This is a genomic window from Clostridium sp. AF19-22AC, from assembly GCF_003479085.1.
Classification (GTDB): Bacteria; Bacillota; Clostridia; order Lachnospirales; family Lachnospiraceae; genus Faecalicatena_A; species Faecalicatena_A orotica.
Genome location: NZ_QUGN01000010.1, coordinates 1 through 21,010, shown reverse-complemented (window position 1 = coordinate 21,010; position 21,010 = coordinate 1). Strand labels below are relative to the sequence as shown.

Here is a 21,010-nt window from a genome sequence, read left to right as displayed (position 1 = left end):
TCTCCATCAGATCACCTCTTCTTCAGTCATATCTGCCCGCGCGGCATGTATTACGATGTGCGCTTTGGGTATAATATTAGGTTCTCCGATTCAGACAGCAGTATACCTCGTAAAATATACCAGTACTATTTTGTCAAAATGCCTTGACAATCACCGGGCAAAACGATTCATTAATTTTCTTCTTCCCGGTATCCGAAATTCTTCATCAGGGAATCGCTGTCACGCCAGTTTTTCTGTACCTTAACCCACAACTTCAGGTTCACCTTGCAGTCCAGCAGGCGTTCGATCTCAAACCGCGCCGTACTGCCAATTTTCTTCAACATGCTTCCCTGCTTCCCAATAATAATCCCTTTGTGGGAATCTCGCTCGCAGATAATCGTTGCGTCTATATGCATCACCTTTTTCTGCATCTTCATACTGTCGATCGCAACCGCAATCCCATGCGGAATTTCTTCCTGCAGACTGTGCAGTGCTTTTTCCCGTATCAGTTCCGCTACAATCTGGCGTTCCGGCTGGTCCGTAATTGTATCTTCGTCATAAAACTGTGGCCCATAAGGAAGATACTGCATAATCACCTTGACCAGTTCATCCGTGTTATCCCCATTCCTCGCAGAAACCGGGACAATCTCTGCAAAATCATATTCCTTACGGTAGACATCAATATAGCCCAGAACTTCTTCCTTCTTTACCATATCAATTTTATTGATAACGAGAATAACCGGCGTTTTCACATTCTTTAGTTTCTCAATAATATGCTGTTCCCCTGCGCCGATAAAATCCGACGGCTCCACCAGCCACAGTACAACATCCACTTCATTTAAAGTCTTCTCTGCTACATTCACCATATATTCACCAAGCTTATTCTTCGCCTTGTGAATTCCCGGTGTATCCACAAAAACAACCTGCCCCTCATCCGTTGTCAGCACCGTCTGTATACGGTTCCTCGTTGTCTGGGGCTTATTCGATGTGATAGCGATCTTTTGCCCGATCAGCTGGTTCATCAACGTAGATTTCCCCACATTCGGCCGTCCGATCAAAGTAACAAAACCCGACTTAAAATTATCCTTCATTCGTTCTCCTCTCATTTAGGTACACCACTTAACTCAATTTGGGACGTAGTAAAACTGAAAAAGATTACGTCCCTAAAAAAGGGTTTTTACTTCTTTGAATAGTGTTTTCTGTTCCTCTATTTTTTCTTCTCCGCCGATTACGCAGAGCTGCCCAGCCTTGAGCACTGCTGCCACGACATCGGCCAGTCTGCGTATATCTTCCTGCTGTGCCCCTAAGATTTCCATTCGTTCTTTTTTGATCATTTCTTCAGTGACATGGTTCATATACAGGCTCATCGAGCGGTCTCCCTTTGCGGAAGGGTTCATCGGGCGGTCGATATTGCTGATTGTACCGATCACGTACTTTGTCATATCCCGCTCATCCACAGTGAAGTTCTTCAGGTAATCTACGATTCCTTCGTAAACTTCAATTGTTTTCTCGAGGTTCGGATCACGGTAGGATATAAAGTATCCTTCCCCGAGTCTGTTGAAGCTGCTCATGCAGCCGTATGCGCCGCCTTTGACGCGGATATTCTGCCACAGGTAGTCATAACTTAGGATTACCTTCAGTATCTGAAGTGCACCGTTGTACTCGGCGCCGTGGTCGATGAAGTTTCCGACTCTGGCCACATACTGTACTTTGGAAGAGGTCTTGAAGCCTTCATTTCTTTTATGGCAGTGGATGATGCATGGTGTCTCTTCACCCACAGGTTCCTCATGCAGGCTCTTTGTAAGTTCCCGGATCCCCTCATATGCAGGCTCAAGCCCATCTTCGGAAGCGGTATAACTTACCATCATGTTGTCTGCCCTAAAGAGCTTTGCAGCCAGTTCCTTCAGGTTCGCAATCAGTTCGCCCTTCTTCTCCTCAAAGTGTTCCTCAATCTCCTTTACGGCCTCGTAATATCCGATTCCGTCCACATCATCCTTGAACTTCGCCAGCGGAGAGTCATAGGAAAGTGCACGCAGTGCGGCAGTTGTATGTCCGGATGACAGAAAACTCATCTGCAGCCTGGACTTCAGCATGGACAGGATCTCTTTCAGACGTTTCTCATCGTCCAGCCTGGACTCCATCAGAATCTCGCGCATCATTTTGAAAAGGACATCCATTTTCGGATACAGTGCTTTTCCTTTAATCTCAAATGTGGCACGGAAGTCTTTTTCTTTGACCTTTGTCACATCCGCATATAACTCAAGGGAAGTCCCGATTCCACCGGTATGCACATTGATCTCATTAAACAGTTCCCCGTACTCATAGTTCGTCGTATCAATCAGGCCGAGCACTGCCTGCAGCAGTCCTGCATAGGCAAGCTTTTCCTCCGGCACACAGGATAAATCGAACATCAGCGTCAAATAACCGATTCCGTTCGTATCGACATCATGATAGACCATCTTCGTCCCGTCCACATCTTTTTCTTCATTATAAATAGGGGCAGTCTCTTTCGAAATATCTTCCCTGCGAAGGACCGGGATCTTCTCCATATCTTCCTTCGAATCTTCCTCTTCCTGATACTCAATCAGTGCCTTCGTATCCCGGACAAGCTTTTTCACTTCCTCATCATTTAAACCCGCCTTATAGTTCTGGAGTTTGTCATCCAGTTCCTTATCCAGTCGCGCGGTTCTTCCTTTTTCCGGCTTCACGATCACGACAGAAGCGTGCGTATTATCCAGCAGGTACTTCTGAATCAGTTCTTCAAAATAACCGGTCCCCACCTGTGCTTTCAGAAATTCAAACGTCGGAATTGCCTGCATATGGATAAATGGCTTATCCTCTGCATACAGCCAGCTGTCAAAGAGCTGAAGTCCATACATCAGTCCCTTCGGATAGCTGCCGAAATCGGCCTCACGGAAACGGAATTCATGATAATTGATTCCTGCCTCCAGTGCCTTCTTGTCAATACCGTTCTCCACCAGATTCTTCAGCGTATTCTCAATCACATCCAGAAAATCTTCCTTCTGCTCCAGGTTAGCATTTTTTGCAATCACAGAAAAAATAGGCTGCAAAATCCCGTTGTCATAGGATCCCATGATGTCTTTTCCAATCCCCGCATCCACAAGTGCCTTCTTAAGCGGTGCGCCCGGGGCAGACAGAAGCGCATAATCCAGAATCTGGAACGCAAGGTACAGCTTCTCATCCAGACTTGTCCCGATCACTTTGTTGTATGAAAGATAGGTATTGTCCTCCTCCGGCTCCTCACTGGAGATCGAATATTCCATCTCAATTTCCTTCACAGCGTCAAATGGTTCCTGATAACGGATCTCGGAATCCACTTCGATTTTATCAAACTTACTCAGATATTCACGGTCCAGCCACTTAAGCTTTTCCTCCATATCCATGTCACCGTACAGATAGATATAACTGTTGGAAGGATGGTAATATTTCCTGTGGAAATCAAGGAACTGCTCATAGGTCAGTTCCGGAATCACATCCGGGTCCCCGCCTGATTCATTCGCATAAGAAGTATCTGGAAACAGGGAATTCAGAACCATGCGGTCCAGCACACCCTCGGGTGAGGAAAACGCCCCCTTCATCTCATTGTAAACAACTCCATTGTACCCGAGCTTGTCCTCTTCACTGTCCAGCTTATAGCTCCAGCCCTCCTGACGGAAAATCTCCTCATGCTCATAGATATTCGGATAAAGAACCGCATCCATATACACATGCATCAGGTTCTGGAAATCCTTGTCATTGCAGCTTGCAACCGGGTAAATCGTCTTGTCCGGGTAAGTCATCGCATTTAAAAATGTATTCAAAGACCCTTTCACAAGCTCCACAAACGGATCTTTCACAGGGAAATCCCTTGAACCACATAAAACAGAGTGTTCCATAATATGCGGAACACCCGTACTGTCAGACGGCGGAGTCCTAAAACCGATAGCAAATACTTTATTGTCATCGTCATTCTCCATCAGGAGAATCCTCGCCCCGCTCTTTTTATGTTTAAAAAGATAGCCTTTCGATTTTAAATCAGATAAGTTTTCCTGCTGTATCAATTCATATGCATTCAAATCCAAAATACTCATATTACACCTCACTTTTTATTCGATGCTCCTATTATAGCATCTTCCCAAACACAATAAAAGGGGTCTGCATATGTCAAATATTTTCTCCATGCAGAAAAAATGCGGAAAAAACAGCCTGTGAAGCAGACATTCTGCCCCCAGGCCATTATTAAAAAACGGAATATTCTATTTCCTTCCCCTGTATTTTTTCAGATTCTCATACAGAAGTCTCACAATCAGATTGATAAACAGCAGAAGCATACACATCGCTGCCGCCGGAGCGGTCTGTCCCGCACCCTCCATGCTTACGATGACAACGGATGCGATAGGTGCCGCCGGTGAGAACAGAAAGACCACTGCGGATACGGTCACAAGTGAGTTCACGAAGAAGTATACCCACATCTCGCAGATTGCGGGCATGCATAAAGGTAAGGTAACACGCCCCAGTGTCTTATAAAACGGAACCGCTAATGATTCCGAGACGGTTTCGAACTCTTTGTCCAGTCCCTTCAGCGCCGTTGTTGCCGTGGAGAATGGAACGGAGTAAAAATGGATCATATTGGCAAGCACAATAATCCAGATGGTCCCGTATATGCCGTGGAACGGATTCTGCAGCATATACCCATCAAGGAACGGGATCTGAAAGTACGGTGCATTAAAAAACATAATAAAACTCAATCCCACCACGGTACCCGGAATTGCAAGCGGAGTGATCGACAACAGGTAGGCCGCCCTCCTGCCCGTCTTGAATTTCTGGTTCTTCTCGATCACATAGGCGCCAATAAATGTGATGCATGTTCCAAGGAATGCCGAGATCAGCGATATCAGAATAGAGTTCTTAAAAGCTGTGAAACCATTCCCGGATGATACCTTGCTTAAATCATAGTTTGAAAGTGTAAATGTCAGGTTATAAGGCCACAGCTTTATCACGGAGGCAAACAGTGCCACGGCGAAAAACAGCATCATGGCAACCGTCACCAGAAGGCAGAATAAGGTGGCCGCTGTATCCGAGGTGCGGTGCGGCTTGATCTGGTACGGCACGGATTTGGCGCTGATTGCGGCGCTCTGCTTCTGGCTGGTGATCCGGTCTACCGCAAAGGACAGGACGGCTGGGAATAACAGGATGATTCCGACCACGGCCCCCATGTTGAAATTCTGCTGCCCGACGACCTGCTTATACACATCCGTCGCCAGAACATTATAATTGCCCCCGACAACCGACGGGGCCCCGAAATCGGTAAAGCTGTATGTAAATGCCACGAAAATCGCGCTGATCAGACCATATTTTACATTCGGGATCGTAATGGTAAACATTTTTCTTATGGCTGAGGTCCCCATCGTATCCGCCGCCTCATACAACCGGTTATCCGCCGCCGAAAACGCCACCATCAGAATCGTGGTCGCCACCGGGAAGCAGTAGATACTCTCCGCGATGATAATGCCCACTTTCCCGTAAAGTGGAATCTGAAGTCCCAGGCCTGTCAGGATTCCCTTATTTCCAAACAGATAGATCAGTGCGATACCCAGCAGCATTGTTGGTGCAAAGATCGGTATCATGCCGATATATCTGAAAAACCCCTTCCAGGGTACATTTTTTCTGGAAAGCGCATAGGAAAAAAAGAAAGCCATTGTCACGGATATTATAGTAGAAACGATTGCTATAAAAAATGTATGTGAAATGGAATAAACCATTGACTTGCTCTGAAAATATTTTATAAACTGGTCAAGTCCGACAAATGCCCCGTCTTTATTCTGGAATGCCTTCATAAAGAGGGTGCACAGAGGAAATACCAGAAACAAAACGAGAAATAAAACAACGCAGCAGATCAGGATTCCCCTGACAATGTCTTCCTTCGTCCCCCCTCTTATTTTTGCTTTTATACGTTCCATGTCATGTTAATCTCCTTCCCCATCATGCTGATTCAAAACACAGCAGTTCTTCTTTCGGCAAATTCACGTACACATTCTCCCCCACCCTGAATTTCATCTCTTTTGCCGTCTGGAAAGGAACATCCACATACAGAACCATATCTCCGTAAAGAACATGGCTCACCTGAACAGAAACACGGTCATAAAAACCTCTGAATTCGATATCCGTGATCCTGCCGCGGAGCACATTGTCAGACGGGTTTCTTGTGATTTCTATTTTTTCAGGACGTATTGCAACACGCTCATAATTTCCAAGGTCATATACTTTGCTTTTTTCTTTATCAATAAAATTAATAGAACCGATAAAATCCGCCACAAACGGATTCTCCGGGTGTTCATAGATTTCTTCCGGCGTTCCTTCCTGCATCACGACCGCCTTATTCATCACGACAATTCTGTCCGCCATAGTCAGCGCCTCATCCTGGTCATGTGTTACCATGATCGTCGTCAGGTTCAATTCTTTCTGTATATTGCATATTTCTTTCCGCAGGGAGATACGCACCTTCGCATCCAGCGCGGACAGTGGTTCATCCAGAAGGAGAAAATCAGGTTCCGTCGCAAGCGCCCTGGCCAGTGCGACCCTCTGCTGCTCCCCTCCGGACATCTGGGACGGAAGCCGGTCCTTTGCACTCGTCAACTTGATCATTTCAAACAGCCGGTCTACGCGCTCCTGGATATCTTTGCTCTTCATCTTCTTATTACGCAGTCCGTATGCCACATTTTCAAACGCAGAAAGATTCGGGAAAAGGGCGTATGACTGGAACATAATACCGAAATTCCTTCTGGAAGGAGGAAGGTTCGTCACATCTCTGTCATTGATATAGATCTTACCTTCACTCGGCCTGTCCAGACCGGCAATCAATCGCAGAAGCGTTGATTTGCCGCAGCCTGACGGGCCAAGCAGGCAGACAAATTCGCCTGCCTGGATCTGTAAGTCTACGTTATTCAATGCTACGTTCTTATCAAATACCTTTGAAACGCCGCTAATTTTTAAACTTACACTCATAGTCCTGCCTCTAACCTTCTTCCTGAGCACTCTTAGAATCGTATTTCTCCGTCCATGTTTCAAGTACTGATTCCCTGTCCTTTGCAGCCTTGTTAAAGTCCATGTCCGGAATCAGCTGGTCAATCGGATTCTGGGAATATCCTTCCGGAATATTGTCACCAACACCTGTTGCCACGATCGGATAGTTTGTCGCATATTTTTTCATTACATTCTCTGAAATCGCCCAGTCAAGAAACTTCTTAGAAATCTCTTTTTCCTGATCTTTCTTAATCAGAGCGTTCGCTTCCATGTCCCATCCGGAACCTTCCTTAGGGAATACAGCCTCACAGATGTCACTTCCTACTTCTTCGGCTGACTGGATACAGCGGTATCCGAAGGAAATACCAATTCCGTATTCCCCTGCTGCCGCAGATTTTGCCGGCTGGGAACCGGAGTGCATATAGACTGCAACATTTTCATGCAGCTTGTCCAGATAATCCCATCCCTCTTCATCGCCGTATAAGTTCAGGATACCATTTACAGTCAGCAGCCCCGTCCCTGAGGATGCAGGGTTGGACATTACGATCAGGCCTTTATACTTCGGATCCAGCAGGTCTTCATAAGATTGGGGAACGGTATCAATCCCCTTGGACTTCAGTACTTCCTTATTTACAAGGAATGCTGTCTCCCATGCATCAATCCCGACCCAGGTCGGAACCTCCGCATCATCCTTGAATTCTGGCAGAATCTTATCAACGCCCTCGGGTGAATATCCCTCCAGCATATCATCCTGACCGAGCACGAGCAGGCTTGTTGCTGATAATCCCCATACTACATCCGCTACTGGATTGTCTTTTTCTGCAAGGAGCTTTGATGTAATAATACCTGTAGATTCCCTCGTAACATTTACAGTCACATCCGGGTTCTGCTCCTTGAACTCAGTCAGGTAATCCGCAACCTGCTCATCTTCCAGAGCCGTATAAACATTAAGTACATTCTCGTCCGCTGCCTGGGCAGTATCTTCTGTCCCTGTCCCGCTGGCATCAGCTTTCGTCACACATCCCGTCAGTACACTTACGGATAACATGGCTGCAAGAGCCAATACAATCATTTTCTTCATAACTACCTCCAAATAACTTTTTTAAGATTACAAACGAAGTATAGCGTCCAAATGTTGAATCTTCATCGGCTTTTTGTATAAATTATGTAAAATGATGTAAATTGTGGTTTTTTATGACAGGAAAAGGATCTCGCTGCTCTTATGGGCAGGAAAACCGCCAAGTTCTGTCCTTGTCTTTTCATAGCTGCCGTGGAAATCACTGCCGCCCGTCATGATGAGCTGATAGGTCCGGCAGTATTCCTCTACTCTTATCCTGTCATTTTTCCTGTGGGACGGATGGTTTAATTCGATTCCGTCAAGGCCGGCTTCTGTCAGGCGGTGAATGGAACTGTAATTGTTCTGCTGGCCGGGATGAGCCAGCACTGCACTTCCTTTATCTGCCTTAATCGCCTGTATGACATCTTCTGCCGCCGGGTAGGTGATATCAAAATCACAGGGGCCGTTGTTTTTAAAGATGTTGTGATATACCTCCCCAAACATCGTCTCTTCCTGCCCCGTTTTTACAAGGTAATCCAGTATGTGCTGCTTGTAAATGCCAGTCCTTCCCATCCTGGCCGCCTCTTCCTCAGGAACATGGTAGCCGAGTGTGTTCAGTATTTCTATCTGTTTCAGGCAGTTTTCTGTCCTCTTCTTTAACGTCTCACGACCAATCGCCTCGATCTGGCGGTTGGTCTGATAACCATATCCTAAGATATGGACTTTCTTCTTTTTCTTATAATCATAGGCAGACATTTCTACTCCCGGGATTGCCCTGATCCCGTATTTTTCTGCCAGTTTTAGATGTTCTCCTGCACAGTCCGTGGTATCATGGTCCGTGAAGGCCAGATGTGTGATTCCTTTATCAAGGGCAAGCTTCAGGATTTCTTCTGCGTTCATACTGCAGTCGGACACATCTGTGTGTATATGTAAATCTGCTGCATACATTATGATGCCTCTCCTTCCTGAAAACTTCCTTTTGAAATATTGTAAACATGGTCACACAGCCCTTCCATGAACTCCAGATCATGGAATATACCGATCATGGATGTCCCCTCTTTTTTTAGTTTCATCAGCAGCTCCTTTACGAGCAGCTTTGTGTCATTGTCAAGGGAGGCCGTCGGCTCATCCAGCAGCAGCAGCCGGGGCGCTTTTACCATTGCATGTGCCAGGTTCAGGCGAAGTTTTTCTCCTCCGGAAAATGTATTCGGGTAGATGTCCCACAAGGTCTCACTCAGTTTAAAATACCGGAGCATCTCTTCCGCTTTTTCTACGGATTCCTTATAAGAAAAACCGGCATCCAGTGCACCGTTAATCACATGTTCCCTCGCTGTCGTTCTCGGCAGGATCGTCAGAAACTGGGAAACATACCCAAGCTCCACCTTCCTTAAGTGAATGATTTTTCTTTCATCCGCCCTGACCAGATCCAGCTTCCCGTAAGACAAAGAGTCATATACCACTTTCCCCGTGGTCGCGAGGTATGTGCGGTATATGCAGCGCAGGACCGTTGATTTTCCTGCCCCCGACGTCCCCACAATTCCGATAAACCCGCCCTTATTCAAAGTAAAGGTAATATCACTGCAGCTCTTGATTTCCCGATCCTGTTCATATAAATAAAATTGTTTCGACAATCCCTGTATTTCCAGTATCTTTTCCATCTCTCCTCCTAATCCGCCGCGCGGTAATGACATTCTGCCACACATTCACCATTGACAAACACAAACTCCGGGACCGGCCTTTTTCCCGAGGCATCCACTACGAGCAGGTCCGCCTTTTTCCCGGTCTCAACAGAGCCCAGCATTCGGTCCAGCCCAACCGCCTTCGCGGGATTTATCGTCACATACCGGACCGCCTCCCACAGGGGGATGCCCTGCTCCTGATACAGATAAAAGACGGACTGGAGCAGGGCCTGCGGGTAATAATCAGAAACAAGAATGCCCGCCGCATTCTCCCGGATGGCATCCATTGCAGATAAATTACCCGAGTGTGATCCCCCCAGCAAAATATTTGGCGCCCCCAGAACGGTCATGAATCCTTCTTTTGAAGCAGCCTTTGCCACCTCTAAGGTGATCGGGAACTCACTGATTTTTATCCCAAGCTCCTTGTTCAATTCCAGCTTTTCTATTGTATCATCATCATGACTGGCTATGGAAATGCCCCTTTTCCCAGCCGTTTCTGCCAGTACTTTCAACTCATCCAGAGTAACAGTATTCTTATTTTTTTCCCGTTCTACCAGCTTTTCAAAATCTTCATCCGAAATCTTTTTTCCTTCCCCCGGCTGGTGTTTTCTGTATACATCCAGATTTTTATACTGCCCCTGTCCCGGAGAATGATCCATGAAGGAAAGCAGGTCGACGAAACCGTCCTCCAGCATTTTTTTGACATCCTCATAGCAGTCCAGATTGTCTATCTCGTAGCGCAGATGATACCTGTGGCGGATCAGTCTCTTCTTGTGCCTGTACCCGCTGATTAGTTCTGCCAGCCTTTTCACCTGCGGCGCTTTCCGGATTTCCTTTACATCCCAGGACCCGTCGCGGAACATGGAAATGGAATGGAACATCGTCGTAATTCCGCAGACGGCCAGCACCCGTTCCGCCTCACCAAGCCCCATTTCAAAATCCATGACCGCGGTGCTCCTCGGCTGGATATAGGCTTCAATCATGTCGGAATGAATGTCGATAATCCCGGGCATGATATATCCCCCTTTTGCATCATATACGGATATGTCCCCTGTCATATCCATACTTCCCGCTCTTTGTATTCCACTGATCAGGCCATCCTCAAGAATGATGTCACAGCCGTCCAGAAGCTGTTCCTTTAGGATGATCCTGCCATTTGTAATGATTTTTTTCATTTCCCTCTCCTTATCACATTCTTTTCGCAGACTCCCCTAAGCCCAAAATCCCCTCAGGCTTACAGCAGGGAGTGCACCAGCTGCTGCGTATACGGCTGCTGCGGGTCATCCAGAATCTGGTCGGTCAGTCCCTGCTCGATTATTTTCCCGTCCAGCATGACGATAGTCCGGTCTGAGAGCATCCTGATGACCGCCAGATCATGGGACACAAGCATAATCGATATATGGAATTCCTGCCTGATCCTGCGTATTAGTTCCAGCACCTTCGCCTGTACGGATAAGTCCAGCCCGGTCGTCACCTCATCCAGCAGGAGGATTGCCGGGTTATTTGCCAGCGCCTTTGATATCTGTACGCGCTGCTGCATTCCGCCGCTGAAGTTTTTCGGGGGCTCTTTCTTTCTTGACTGCAGGATCTCTACGGCATCGAGCAGCTCCCCGACACGTTCATTCATCCCGGCATAGTTACGCCGTCCTGCCGCTATTAGTTTCTCTGCAATATTGCCAGCACTGGAATAGTCCATGCGCAGTCCCAGCATAGGGTTCTGGTACACCATCCCCATGACATGATTCTTGATATATTTTTTCTGCTGCAGGCTTTGTCCGAAAATATCCGTCCTGCCGTCTTCAAAATCCCGGAGATACCCTTTTCCTTCTGTAACAGGGAAGTCAAAATAAAGACTCTTCATCAAAGTGGATTTCCCTGACCCCGATTCCCCGACAATGCCAAGTATTTCCCCTTCATAGAGTGTCACGTTAATATCATTGCATGCCCATACCGTCTTGCAGTGCGGACAGGTATTCTTCACCAGCCTGCCGCCATTTCTGCAGTACTCACATGTCCTGCCGTAACGGACCGTCAGGTTCTTCACTTCCAGTACCGGCTGTTCCATCATGCCCCACGCTCCCTTCTTTTTTGGCAGAACCCGGTATCGCTGCATTCGTATACCGTTTCGCCTGTCTTCTCGTCAATGATTTCATCCAGATAAACGCCTGCCGCCCCACAGAGCCTGCAGTGTTTGCCTTCGAAATCCTCTGTCTGAAAAGGAACATCCTCGAAACACATGGACTCTATCTTTGTGTGGGGGGGAACTGCATATATTTTTTTCTCGCGCCCCGCACCGAACAGATACAGGGTGTCACTGTCATTCAGTTTCTGATTGTCGTATCTCGGGATCGGGCTGGGATTCATAACATACCGCCCCTCGGCCATGACCGGGTATTCCGAACTGATGCTGATCTCCCCGAACCGGGTCAGATCCTCAAACAGGGACAGCCACATGCCGCTGTATTCCGCTTCTGCATGCATCTGTTTTGTGACAGATTCTTTCGGTTCCACAATGCGTAAGGGCTCCGGGGTCGGTACCTGTAATACCAGAATCTGATCGTTTCTCATCGGAATCTCCGGAATACGGTGGCGGCTCTGAATGATGCTGGCCTCCTCTGAATCTGTAGTCAGTTCTACACCTGTGCACTCTTCGACCAGTTTCTTGATATTTACCGCATTCACACTGTCATCACTGCCCTGGTCAATGACTTTGAGTACATCTTCCTTTCCGATGATCGAAAGCGTGATCTGGATTCCCCCTGTTCCCCATCCCCTTCCGATTGGCAGCTCACGGGACCCGAACGGAACCTGATATCCCGGAATTGCCACTGCTTTTAAGATGCTCCTTCTGATTTCCCGTTTCGAGCCCTCATCAAGGAATGCAAAATTATAATGCTTCGCGTCAATCATTTTTCTCCTCCTGCTCATCCTCCTGTATTCTGACACGGTCCAGTTTTGACTGGAAGGTGACATAGTGCGGCAGCTTCAGATGGGAAATAAAGCCGCTCATTTCCAGACAGTCCCCGTGGGTCAGCACAAATTCCTCGTCCTGGGAAGGTGTGTTCCCCTCCGTTTCCAGACTCGCATCCGCAATGGACATCGCGATTGCTTTATTTTCATTTCTTCCGAAGATGAGTCCATATCCTCCGGAAAGTGTCATTTTATCAAACTCTTCCTCTGTTTCCGTGTGGGAGGGGACAAGTGCCTCGACCTCTGTGACCAGAATATCCCCGATACAGATTTCCTCAGATTCATCCAGTACATAGGGGATGCAGACCTCGACATAGCCGCAGCGCAGTTCAGAAACCGTTGGATGGACCGCCCCGTATCCCCGCATGGAACTGTAGGCCACCCCGCCAAGGAAACCGGCGTCACTCCTTGCAAATGTCTGCAGTCTCGCGCTTCTCGGTGCGGGAAATGTCAGCACATCGCTTGTCACATCGAACGGAGGGGTATTGTCCTCCTCTGTCTCCACCAGCACCTTCTCTTTTTTCAGGATGTCCGTCACACGTCCGCAGCGGATATCATATCCTTCCTTTGCAACACTCCTGCCAGTATCTTCACTTACTTTTTCTTTCTTTTTTTGCTGCCGGTTGTTTTCTTCCCCATCCATGAGGGAAAAGTCCAGAAGACGGTGGGAATAATCGTAAGTCGGTCCCAGTATCTGGCCTCCCGGTATATCCTTGAATGCCGCCGAAATTCTCCTGATCAGCCGCATATCAGAGGTATCCACCGGCAGGGAATAATAATTCCTCGGGAGGGTGGAGCGGTATGCCCGCAGAAGGAAAACAGCCTCCTCCACGCTGCCCTCGCACTGTTTCAGCGCCAGTGCCGCATATTCCCGTGAATAGAATCCGGCTTCACTCATAATTTTGTCGATTAAAAGCCCCATGTTGTCTTTGATGCAGGACACACTGATATCAGTTTTACTGTCCCGGAATATCTCCAGCAGCTTCAGGGACTGCTCAATCGCCTCCCGGCCGCCGGTTACTGCTACATAAGCCATCTTTTTTCTCCTTTTCTGCTAATAAATGTGTCATGCCGGTATCAGTCTTTCGGCCTGCACAAACGTGGAACCCCCATGATGTTCCCCTTTGTATCCGCAAAGACCAGGTCTATTCCAAGCGGATATTCAATATGGAGGCTGTCACGTAGCGCAGTCACCTTTTTTATGTAAGGATACACATTGACCCGGAGCGTATCTTTGATCCCCGGCCCCTGTACCTTCATCTCCTCCGTCCCTTCTATCGCCGCGCACTTCAGGAATATAGTCGCCGATAACTGGGGGTCCGCATAAGTGCCATGCTTTACATTCTTAAGGATCTGCTCCATAGAACCATAGTTCATTTCCGAAGAGAGAAATACATAATCCGCTTCGTCCAGACTTCCCTCATGGCATAAAGTCAGGCTGTGCAGCTCAGACGAAAGGTCCGGATTTTTTTCCACATACATTGTTTCCTCATTATCGAGCAGCGTACACCCCAGGGCCATAAGCTCCGGATACGCATTTTCAAATTTTCCCGCCTGTACTCTGATATTCTCAATCCTCCCCGGATTGGACAGGGCATCCAGCAGTTTTCGAAACACCTGCTGCCCGTCAAACACAAAATCAAACTCATACGCCAATTTTAAATTCACTGCCATTGCCTATTCTCCCATCACATTAAAGTTCACCTTTGACTTTTGGACCGCAAGGTTCAATTCCGCCCGCTTTTCAGCCTGACGGTTTTCCAGCATCAAAAGCCGGTCCAGTATAACCTTCTTTTCATCCTGCCTGCCCTCCAGATTCAGAAAACCATCAATCACGGCTGCCGCCACAGCTTTCTCAAAATCATCCCCCGCTATCATTCCTGCCCCCTTCACACCATCCACAAGGACCATGCACTCTGACGCCAGCACCTCCCCGAGATAGAATAAGGACTTCTTTATCGATTCCCGGGCCTTCACCATAACCAGAGTTTTCTGCGGCTGCTTCATAATCTGCACCCTGCATCGTTCATAAACAATAGACGCAGTCTCTGCCACTTCCTCCTTAGACGCCCTCGCCAGAATCCTGGAAACCTCCCGTTTTGTCATCCATGTACCCTCCCAACTTCTATGAATAGAAACCTGTTTTTCCGCTTCTTTGTGCATCTTATTGCAGGTGTGTAAAGTCGCCAACTAAATTACGTAAACTCTCTGTAAAGTTGTCTGAATTGTGTTGTGTGCCCATATTTATGTTGATATAATCCAGATGAAACCGGAAGGTACCGCAAAGGGGTCAGACCCCTTTGCGGGCCATTGTCTGAAATCTATGGGAGATGTGTGCAAATGAAGAAAAAATGGACATGGGAATCTATTGTAGATGTTTTAATTCGCGAATTTCAGGAATGTAAGTACAAAAAGGGGGAAAAGATGCCGAGCGAAAATAAGATGGCTGTCCGTTTCGGGGTGACACGCTCGGAAATACGAAAGGCGTATGAACGGCTGAAGGAGCTGGGATATGTGTATTCAATGCAGGGATACGGCAGCTTTTTTTCCGGGAAACGTGAGAAAATCCGTCTTTCTATGACGGATCAAAGTTTCTCCAAGAAAATGTCGGCTCTGAATCTTCATTTTGAGACGAAAAATATCGGCTGCCAGAAGCTTCGGGATGATTCGCTGATTCATTCCATGCTGGATGTTGATTTTAGTGAGCCGGTCTATAAAATTACACGGCTGCGGGTTCTGGACGGTGAGCCCGCGGCGATCCATATCAGCTATATGGCGGAAGACTTATTCCCGTGTATCCGGGATGACGGAGCATCCGTCACTTCAGTGTATGATTATATCCATAACTGCGGATATGTAAACCTGCACAGTGAAAACACGCAGATCACGGTTTCTTCCCTTAGTAAAAGGGAGCGTGCCCTTCTTGAAATCAAAGGATACGCCCCCAGTCTTGTGCTGACCTGCCGCTGTGTGACCCTGCCCTCCAGAACGGTTGTAGAAGTGGCACGCACGATTTACCGCAGCGACCGGTTTATATTTGAAATTTAATGAAACTAAACATGGTGCTCAAAGAGCATCCACGTTTTTCGTTGCTACGATGTCAACTCCGGTCCCGGCCGCGTTCTGAAGAATTACATCACCAATGCGTACAGGTGCTTCTGCCTGTGCGTTTTTTAATGCCTTCACACAGTCAAAAATTTTTCCCTTCGGAATATCCGTTTTCGTCTTCACGGAGACCATTTCCTGTACACCGCCTGTGACCCGTACGGTCGTCGTTACAATCCTCGTCGGATTTGTAACTTCTTTTCTTGCATAGCTGTCTCCTCTGGGGCAGGTATTGCCTGTCACAGAAATCACTTCTCCTTCATCTGTCTCCACACTCAGGGGACAGCCCATCGGACAGCCGATGCAGATTAATTCTCTTCGTTCCATCTTCTACGCCTCCTCTACCTGAATGCTAAGCTCCGCCGGTCCGGACAGTCCCGTCAGCTGTGATTTTTTGATTTTAACTTCCTCCATCTCACCGGGCGCCATGACCGGGCACTTTCTGTGGAGAATCCGCTCTCCATTCAGATAAACACCAAGATAGCAGTTCTTATATACACTGCCTACACGGAATCTTATGATCTGCTCCTCACGCATTCTGTCAGGATGGATAAGGGACGGTACCGTATAGCGCACGCCGTTCTCCGGCTTTAATGTAACCGTGGCAGATGCTTCCTGACCCGCCGCCGAATCCGTTTTTTCATATGCTTCCGCTGTTCTCTGAGAGTTATCCACATAATGTGCCGCATTTTCCCCCGCCATTGCCGCCTCTTCGGAAACAAAATCAACCAGATCGTGAACATGCAGTACATTTCCACAGGCAAACACGCCTTCTATATCAGTCTCCAGACTCTCATTCACAACCGGGCCTGAGGTTGCAGGGTTCAGCGTCACACCCATTTGCCCTGAGAGTTCATTCTCCGGGATCAGGCCAACAGACAATAGAAGGGTGTCACATTCATACTCTTCTTCCGTCCCCGGGACTGGTTTTCCCTTCCCGTCAACCGCAGCAAGTGTAATCCCCTCGACCCGCTCCCTTCCTTTGATGTCGGTCACGGTATGGCTTAATTTCAGCGGTATCCCGTAATCATCCAGACACTGCACAATATTACGTTTCAGCCCGCCGGAGTAAGGCATCAGTTCTGCCACCACCTGTACCTGTGCACCCTCCAGCGTCATACGCCTTGCCATGATCAGGCCGATATCACCGGAACCGAGAATGACTACTTTGCGCCCCGGGAGAAATCCTTCCATATTGACGAGCCGCTGAGCTGTTCCTGCCGAGTAAATCCCTGCCGGACGGTATCCGGGTATATTCAGGGCGCCTCTGGAACGTTCCCTGCATCCCATCGCAAGAATGACCGCCCCTGCCTGTATCTGATACATCCCCAGTTCCCGGCTCATAGCCGTCACTGTTTTGTCCGGGCTGATATCCATAACCATCGTATTCAGCCGGTATTCAATCTGGAGCTCACATGCCTGTTCAATAAACCGGGCCGCATATTCCGGTCCCGTCAGTTCCTCTTTAAATGTATGTAACCCAAATCCATTGTGGATACACTGGTTTAAAATTCCCCCCAGCTCCTTATCCCGCTCCAGTATCAGAATCCGCTGTGCCCCTGCTTTTCTTGCAGAAACTGCCGCTGAGAGTCCTGCCGGGCCGCCGCCGATAATCACAATCTCATATTGTTCCATGTTCTTTCCTCCCTGCCAAAAATATCTAAATCCGGTAATAATATCTAAATCCTGTCCTTGTTTGTTCCCACAATCAGTCTTGAACCGCCGCCGGACTTCGTGACTGCCTCCATCGGTTCCCCCAGTTCCCTCGCCAGTATCTCCATCGTACGCGGGGAACAAAAACCTGCCTGACAGCACCCCATGCCGGCCCTCGTCCTGCGCTTGACACCATCGAGCGAGCGGGCCCCCAGCGGCCTGTGGATCGCATCAAGAATCTCCCCTTCGGAAATCATTTCACAGCGGCAGATGATACTACCGTAAGCCGGATTCTGCCGGATCAGTTCGTTTCTCTCCTCCATCGTAAGTTTAGACGGATCTAAAATCCCCTTCCGCTTCCCCTGAAAACCCGGATTCACTTCCAGATTCAGTTTATCTTTTAATATCCCGGCAACCATCTCTCCCACTGCCGGAGCACTGGTAAGCCCCGGCGATTCGATGCCTGCACAGTCGATAAAGCCCGGGGCGTCCTGCACTTCTCCTATGACAAAATCATGCCGGTCCTCGTGGGCACGCAGACCTGCAAAACTGGTGATTACTTTCTTAAGCGGCAGGCCGCTGACATTCTGCCCCGCCTTCTCAGCAATCGCCGCAAGCCCTTCCGGCGTCGTATTCACACCGTCCTTGTCTTCAATATCCTCAGCCGTAGGCCCGACAAGCAGGTTGCCGTGGACCGTCGGCGTCACAAGCACCCCTTTCCCAAGTTTCCCGGGCAGTGCAAAGATCGTTCTCGAAACATGGTCACTCGTGCTCTTATCCAACAGATAATATTCACCTTTCCTCGGGGTGATATGCAGCTTTTCCCTGCTCACCATGTTGTGGAACTGATCTGCATATACACCGGCCGCATTCACAACATATTTTGTCTCATACACTCCCGCTGAAGTCTCCAGCAAAAATCCTTTTTCAGTCTTCCTGATATCCATAACCTCTGTATTAAAATAAAATTCAATGCCATTTCTATTTGCATTTTCGGCAAGGGCAATATTCAGTCCGAACGGGCATACAATACCGGCACTCGGTGCGTAAAGTGCCGCAATGACATCCTTTGTCACATTCGGCTCCAGTTCAAGCACCTGCTCTCTGTTCAGAATTTCAAGTCCCTGCACACCATTTAACTCTCCGCGTTTCTTAAGCTCCTCCAGTGCCAAAAGCCCATCTTCTTCCCTGCAGATCACCAGTGACCCTTTTCTGGAAAACGGGAAATCCAGCTCCTCTGCCAGCTCCCCCATCCTGTCATTTCCCCGGACATTCAGCTTTGCCATCAGGGTTCCCGGCGCCGCATCATACCCCGAGTGTACAATCCCGCTGTTTGCCTTCGAAGTACCGCAGCATACATCTTCCGCCTTTTCAAGGACACACGCCCTGACCTGATATCTGGACAATTCACGGGCTGCTGCCGAACCAGAAACACCTGCGCCTATAATAATTACATCATACATCTTCATACCTCCCATATTCCTTTTAAACGAACAAAAACAGAGTCCGACAAATAAACATATCTGCTGATATGTCATCTGCCAGGCTCTGTTCTCATAGGCATACATTATAAATTTCTACGTCTATTATACACCCCGCCTTTTTAAATTACAACTCTAAATTCCATTACTATGGCAGCACATTCCCTGCCGCACCATATAATTCATACCACTCTTCTTTGGTGATTTCGATATTCTGCCCTTCTGCAATGTCCCGGATCCTCTGTGGATTCATACTTCCGATGATCGGCTGTATCTTCGCCGGATGGCGCAGTATCCAGGCGATCACGACTGCCGCCGGGGTCACGCCCTTTTCTTTGGCAAAATCGTCCAGTACCTGATTCAGTTCCGGATATTTCTCATAATCCCCAATGAAGGTTCCTTCGAAGAATCCATGCTGGAATGGTGACCATGCCTGAATCGTAATGTTCTTATCACGGCAGTATTCCAGTACTTCACAGGAGCGTCCGACGGACTGGCCGTCATTCATGTTCATATAAATCTGCTGGTTAACCATCCATGTGTGGGCCGGGCTGAACTGGAGCTGGTTCACGATCAGCCGCTGGTTTAATTCCTTCTGGAGCAGCTTCACCAGTGCAGGAGATTCATTGCTGATACCGAAGTAGCGCACTTTTCCTTTGGAAGCCAGAATATCGAACGCCTCTGCAACCTCCTCAGGCTCAACCAGTGTGTCAGGACGGTGCAGCAGGAGGGTATCCAGATAGTCTGTCTTCAGCCTGCCAAGAATTGCATCGACCGCCTCAATGATATGTTCCTTTGAAAAATCATAATACTGTTTACAGAACGGGTATCTGCCGCGTCCTTTCCGGATTCCGCATTTTGACTGAATGACCAGGTCCTCTCTGCGGATGTCTGTTCTTTCCAGTGCTTCTGCAAAGATTTCTTCTGACTTACCAAATCCATAACAGTCTGCATGGTCAAAAAATGTGATCCCTGATTCTACGGCTGCATCGATTACTTTCTGCGCATCCGCTACATCCAGATTTTCCATACGCATACATCCAAGGCCAATTGCGGATGCCTCTAAGGCGCCGCCTAATTTTATTGTTTTCATATTATACAAGTCTCCTTATCTTTCAACAATTTATTTTCACTGTACCGCTTTTCCTTTTCCAGAAGTCACATTACCCCTTCACCGAGCCGAGCATGATACCACTGACTATGTATTTCTGCAGGAACAAATACAGAAGCAGGATCGGAATCATTGTCAGGAGGAATAATGCAAATGCCAGATTCAACATAGATGTATTCGATGTAATAAATGTAAACTGAAGCAAAGGCAGTACATAATTCGCCGGCTTCGTCAGTACGATGAACGCCAGTCCGAAATCATTCCAGATACTCAGTGCATTGATGACAATTGAGGTCATGAAAATCGGTTTCAGAAGCGGCATGACAATCTTTACAAACATTTTCGGGATACTGGCCCCGTCAATCAGTGCTGCTTCCTCTATTTCCACCGAAATATTTTTTACGAATCCGGTCGTAATGATGACACTGTACCCGACCTGTGCCCCGACCTTCGCCAATATAAAGCCAAGGTTCGTATTCAGCAGTCCCATCCCCCTCAGTTCATCATACAGAGGGAACATATATGCCTGGATCGGCACAAGTAATGTAACAACCATCAGCGTGTAACAGATGGAATATATTTTTCCTTTCCTGCGTGCAATTGCATACGCCGCCATAGCGGAAATAAATACAATAAGTGCCGTACCTACCAATGTAGCAATCACAGTATTCATCAGTACTTTAAAGAAAGGCATTCCTGCGACATAAGTCTGGCGGATCGCTTCCGTAAAGTTCTCAAAGTGCAGTTCTTTCGGCCACGCCAGACCGGTCTGTGCAATCTCCTGTTTTGTCTTAAGTGCATAATTCAGTGCCACATAAAACGGGCTCATAAAGAGAACCAGTACGGCAATCTTAAATATATTCTGTAATACAGAAGAGAGACGTTTTTTCCTTGTCATAGTTCTACCTCCCAGTATAATAATGATGTAGTCAATCAAGACTACTTGGTTAAT

General features: G+C 47.8%; 19 protein-coding genes. 1 reads left to right on the top strand and 18 read right to left on the bottom strand.

The window, feature by feature from the left end:
- Positions 1–170 precede the first annotated feature (170 nt).
- The 13 genes from era to phnG form a co-directional block, all read right to left on the bottom strand.
- A complete protein-coding gene (era, locus tag DWX43_RS12750) occupies positions 171–1,070 on the bottom strand; it encodes a GTPase Era (protein ID WP_118620545.1) in 900 nt (299 codons plus the stop codon).
- A 72-nt stretch (positions 1,071–1,142) separates the two neighbouring features.
- Positions 1,143–4,070 (bottom strand): insulinase family protein, encoded by a 2,928-nt coding sequence (locus DWX43_RS12745; protein ID WP_118620544.1) that lies wholly within the window; start codon positions 4,068–4,070, stop codon positions 1,143–1,145.
- Between the two features lie 165 nt (positions 4,071–4,235).
- The gene (locus DWX43_RS12740; protein WP_118620543.1) at positions 4,236–5,939 is read right to left on the bottom strand and encodes a putative 2-aminoethylphosphonate ABC transporter permease subunit; all 1,704 of its coding nucleotides are present in this window, start codon (positions 5,937–5,939) and stop codon (positions 4,236–4,238) included.
- Between the two features lie 22 nt (positions 5,940–5,961).
- Entirely contained in the window at positions 5,962–6,984 is a 1,023-nt protein-coding gene (locus DWX43_RS12735) for an ATP-binding cassette domain-containing protein (RefSeq protein ID WP_109731102.1), read from the bottom strand.
- Between the two features lie 10 nt (positions 6,985–6,994).
- The gene (locus DWX43_RS12730; RefSeq protein ID WP_118620542.1) at positions 6,995–8,083 is read right to left on the bottom strand and encodes a putative 2-aminoethylphosphonate ABC transporter substrate-binding protein; all 1,089 of its coding nucleotides are present in this window, start codon (positions 8,081–8,083) and stop codon (positions 6,995–6,997) included.
- A gap of 111 nt (positions 8,084–8,194) precedes the next feature.
- Positions 8,195–9,007, bottom strand: a complete 813-nt coding sequence (locus DWX43_RS12725) for a PHP domain-containing protein (protein WP_118620541.1) — start codon at positions 9,005–9,007, stop codon at positions 8,195–8,197.
- Positions 9,007–9,717, bottom strand: coding sequence for an ATP-binding cassette domain-containing protein (locus tag DWX43_RS12720; protein ID WP_118620540.1), 711 nt, complete (start codon positions 9,715–9,717; stop codon positions 9,007–9,009). The genes DWX43_RS12725 and DWX43_RS12720 overlap by 1 nt, the downstream gene beginning before the upstream one ends.
- A gap of 8 nt (positions 9,718–9,725) precedes the next feature.
- Positions 9,726–10,913 (bottom strand): alpha-D-ribose 1-methylphosphonate 5-triphosphate diphosphatase, encoded by a 1,188-nt coding sequence (locus DWX43_RS12715; protein WP_118620539.1) that lies wholly within the window; start codon positions 10,911–10,913, stop codon positions 9,726–9,728.
- A 59-nt stretch (positions 10,914–10,972) separates the two neighbouring features.
- The gene (locus tag DWX43_RS12710; RefSeq protein ID WP_118620637.1) at positions 10,973–11,803 is read right to left on the bottom strand and encodes an ATP-binding cassette domain-containing protein; all 831 of its coding nucleotides are present in this window, start codon (positions 11,801–11,803) and stop codon (positions 10,973–10,975) included.
- Positions 11,803–12,648 (bottom strand): alpha-D-ribose 1-methylphosphonate 5-phosphate C-P-lyase PhnJ, encoded by an 846-nt coding sequence (locus DWX43_RS12705; protein WP_109731097.1) that lies wholly within the window; start codon positions 12,646–12,648, stop codon positions 11,803–11,805. Before DWX43_RS12705 ends, DWX43_RS12710 begins: the two co-directional genes overlap by 1 nt.
- Positions 12,641–13,744, bottom strand: a complete 1,104-nt coding sequence (locus DWX43_RS12700) for a carbon-phosphorus lyase complex subunit PhnI (RefSeq protein WP_118620538.1) — start codon at positions 13,742–13,744, stop codon at positions 12,641–12,643. The genes DWX43_RS12705 and DWX43_RS12700 overlap by 8 nt, the downstream gene beginning before the upstream one ends.
- 41 nt (positions 13,745–13,785) lie before the next feature.
- Positions 13,786–14,382: a phosphonate C-P lyase system protein PhnH gene (gene phnH, locus DWX43_RS12695; RefSeq protein WP_118620537.1), complete on the bottom strand. Its 597-nt coding sequence runs from the start codon at positions 14,380–14,382 to the stop codon at positions 13,786–13,788.
- Positions 14,383–14,385: 3 nt separating this feature from the next.
- Positions 14,386–14,814, bottom strand: a complete 429-nt coding sequence (gene phnG, locus DWX43_RS12690; protein WP_181368656.1) for a phosphonate C-P lyase system protein PhnG — start codon at positions 14,812–14,814, stop codon at positions 14,386–14,388.
- A 234-nt stretch (positions 14,815–15,048) separates the two neighbouring features.
- On the opposite strand from phnG, the gene DWX43_RS12685 reads away from it, so the two are divergent.
- A complete protein-coding gene (locus DWX43_RS12685) occupies positions 15,049–15,756 on the top strand; it encodes a GntR family transcriptional regulator (protein WP_118620536.1) in 708 nt (235 codons plus the stop codon).
- An 18-nt stretch (positions 15,757–15,774) separates the two neighbouring features.
- Here the strand turns inward: DWX43_RS12685 and DWX43_RS12680 are convergent, their stop codons facing one another.
- The 5 genes from DWX43_RS12680 to DWX43_RS12660 form a co-directional block, all read right to left on the bottom strand.
- Positions 15,775–16,140, bottom strand: a complete 366-nt coding sequence (locus DWX43_RS12680; RefSeq protein WP_118620535.1) for a DUF1667 domain-containing protein — start codon at positions 16,138–16,140, stop codon at positions 15,775–15,777.
- A 3-nt stretch (positions 16,141–16,143) separates the two neighbouring features.
- Positions 16,144–17,448: an NAD(P)/FAD-dependent oxidoreductase gene (locus DWX43_RS12675; RefSeq protein ID WP_118620534.1), complete on the bottom strand. Its 1,305-nt coding sequence runs from the start codon at positions 17,446–17,448 to the stop codon at positions 16,144–16,146.
- A gap of 44 nt (positions 17,449–17,492) precedes the next feature.
- On the bottom strand, positions 17,493–18,929 hold the full coding sequence (locus DWX43_RS12670) for an NAD(P)/FAD-dependent oxidoreductase (RefSeq protein ID WP_118620636.1): 1,437 nt from the start codon (positions 18,927–18,929) through the stop codon (positions 17,493–17,495).
- A gap of 166 nt (positions 18,930–19,095) precedes the next feature.
- A complete protein-coding gene (locus DWX43_RS12665) occupies positions 19,096–20,040 on the bottom strand; it encodes an aldo/keto reductase (protein WP_118620533.1) in 945 nt (314 codons plus the stop codon).
- Positions 20,041–20,110: 70 nt separating this feature from the next.
- A complete protein-coding gene (locus DWX43_RS12660) occupies positions 20,111–20,956 on the bottom strand; it encodes a carbohydrate ABC transporter permease (protein WP_109731089.1) in 846 nt (281 codons plus the stop codon).
- Positions 20,957–21,010: the final 54 nt, after the last annotated feature.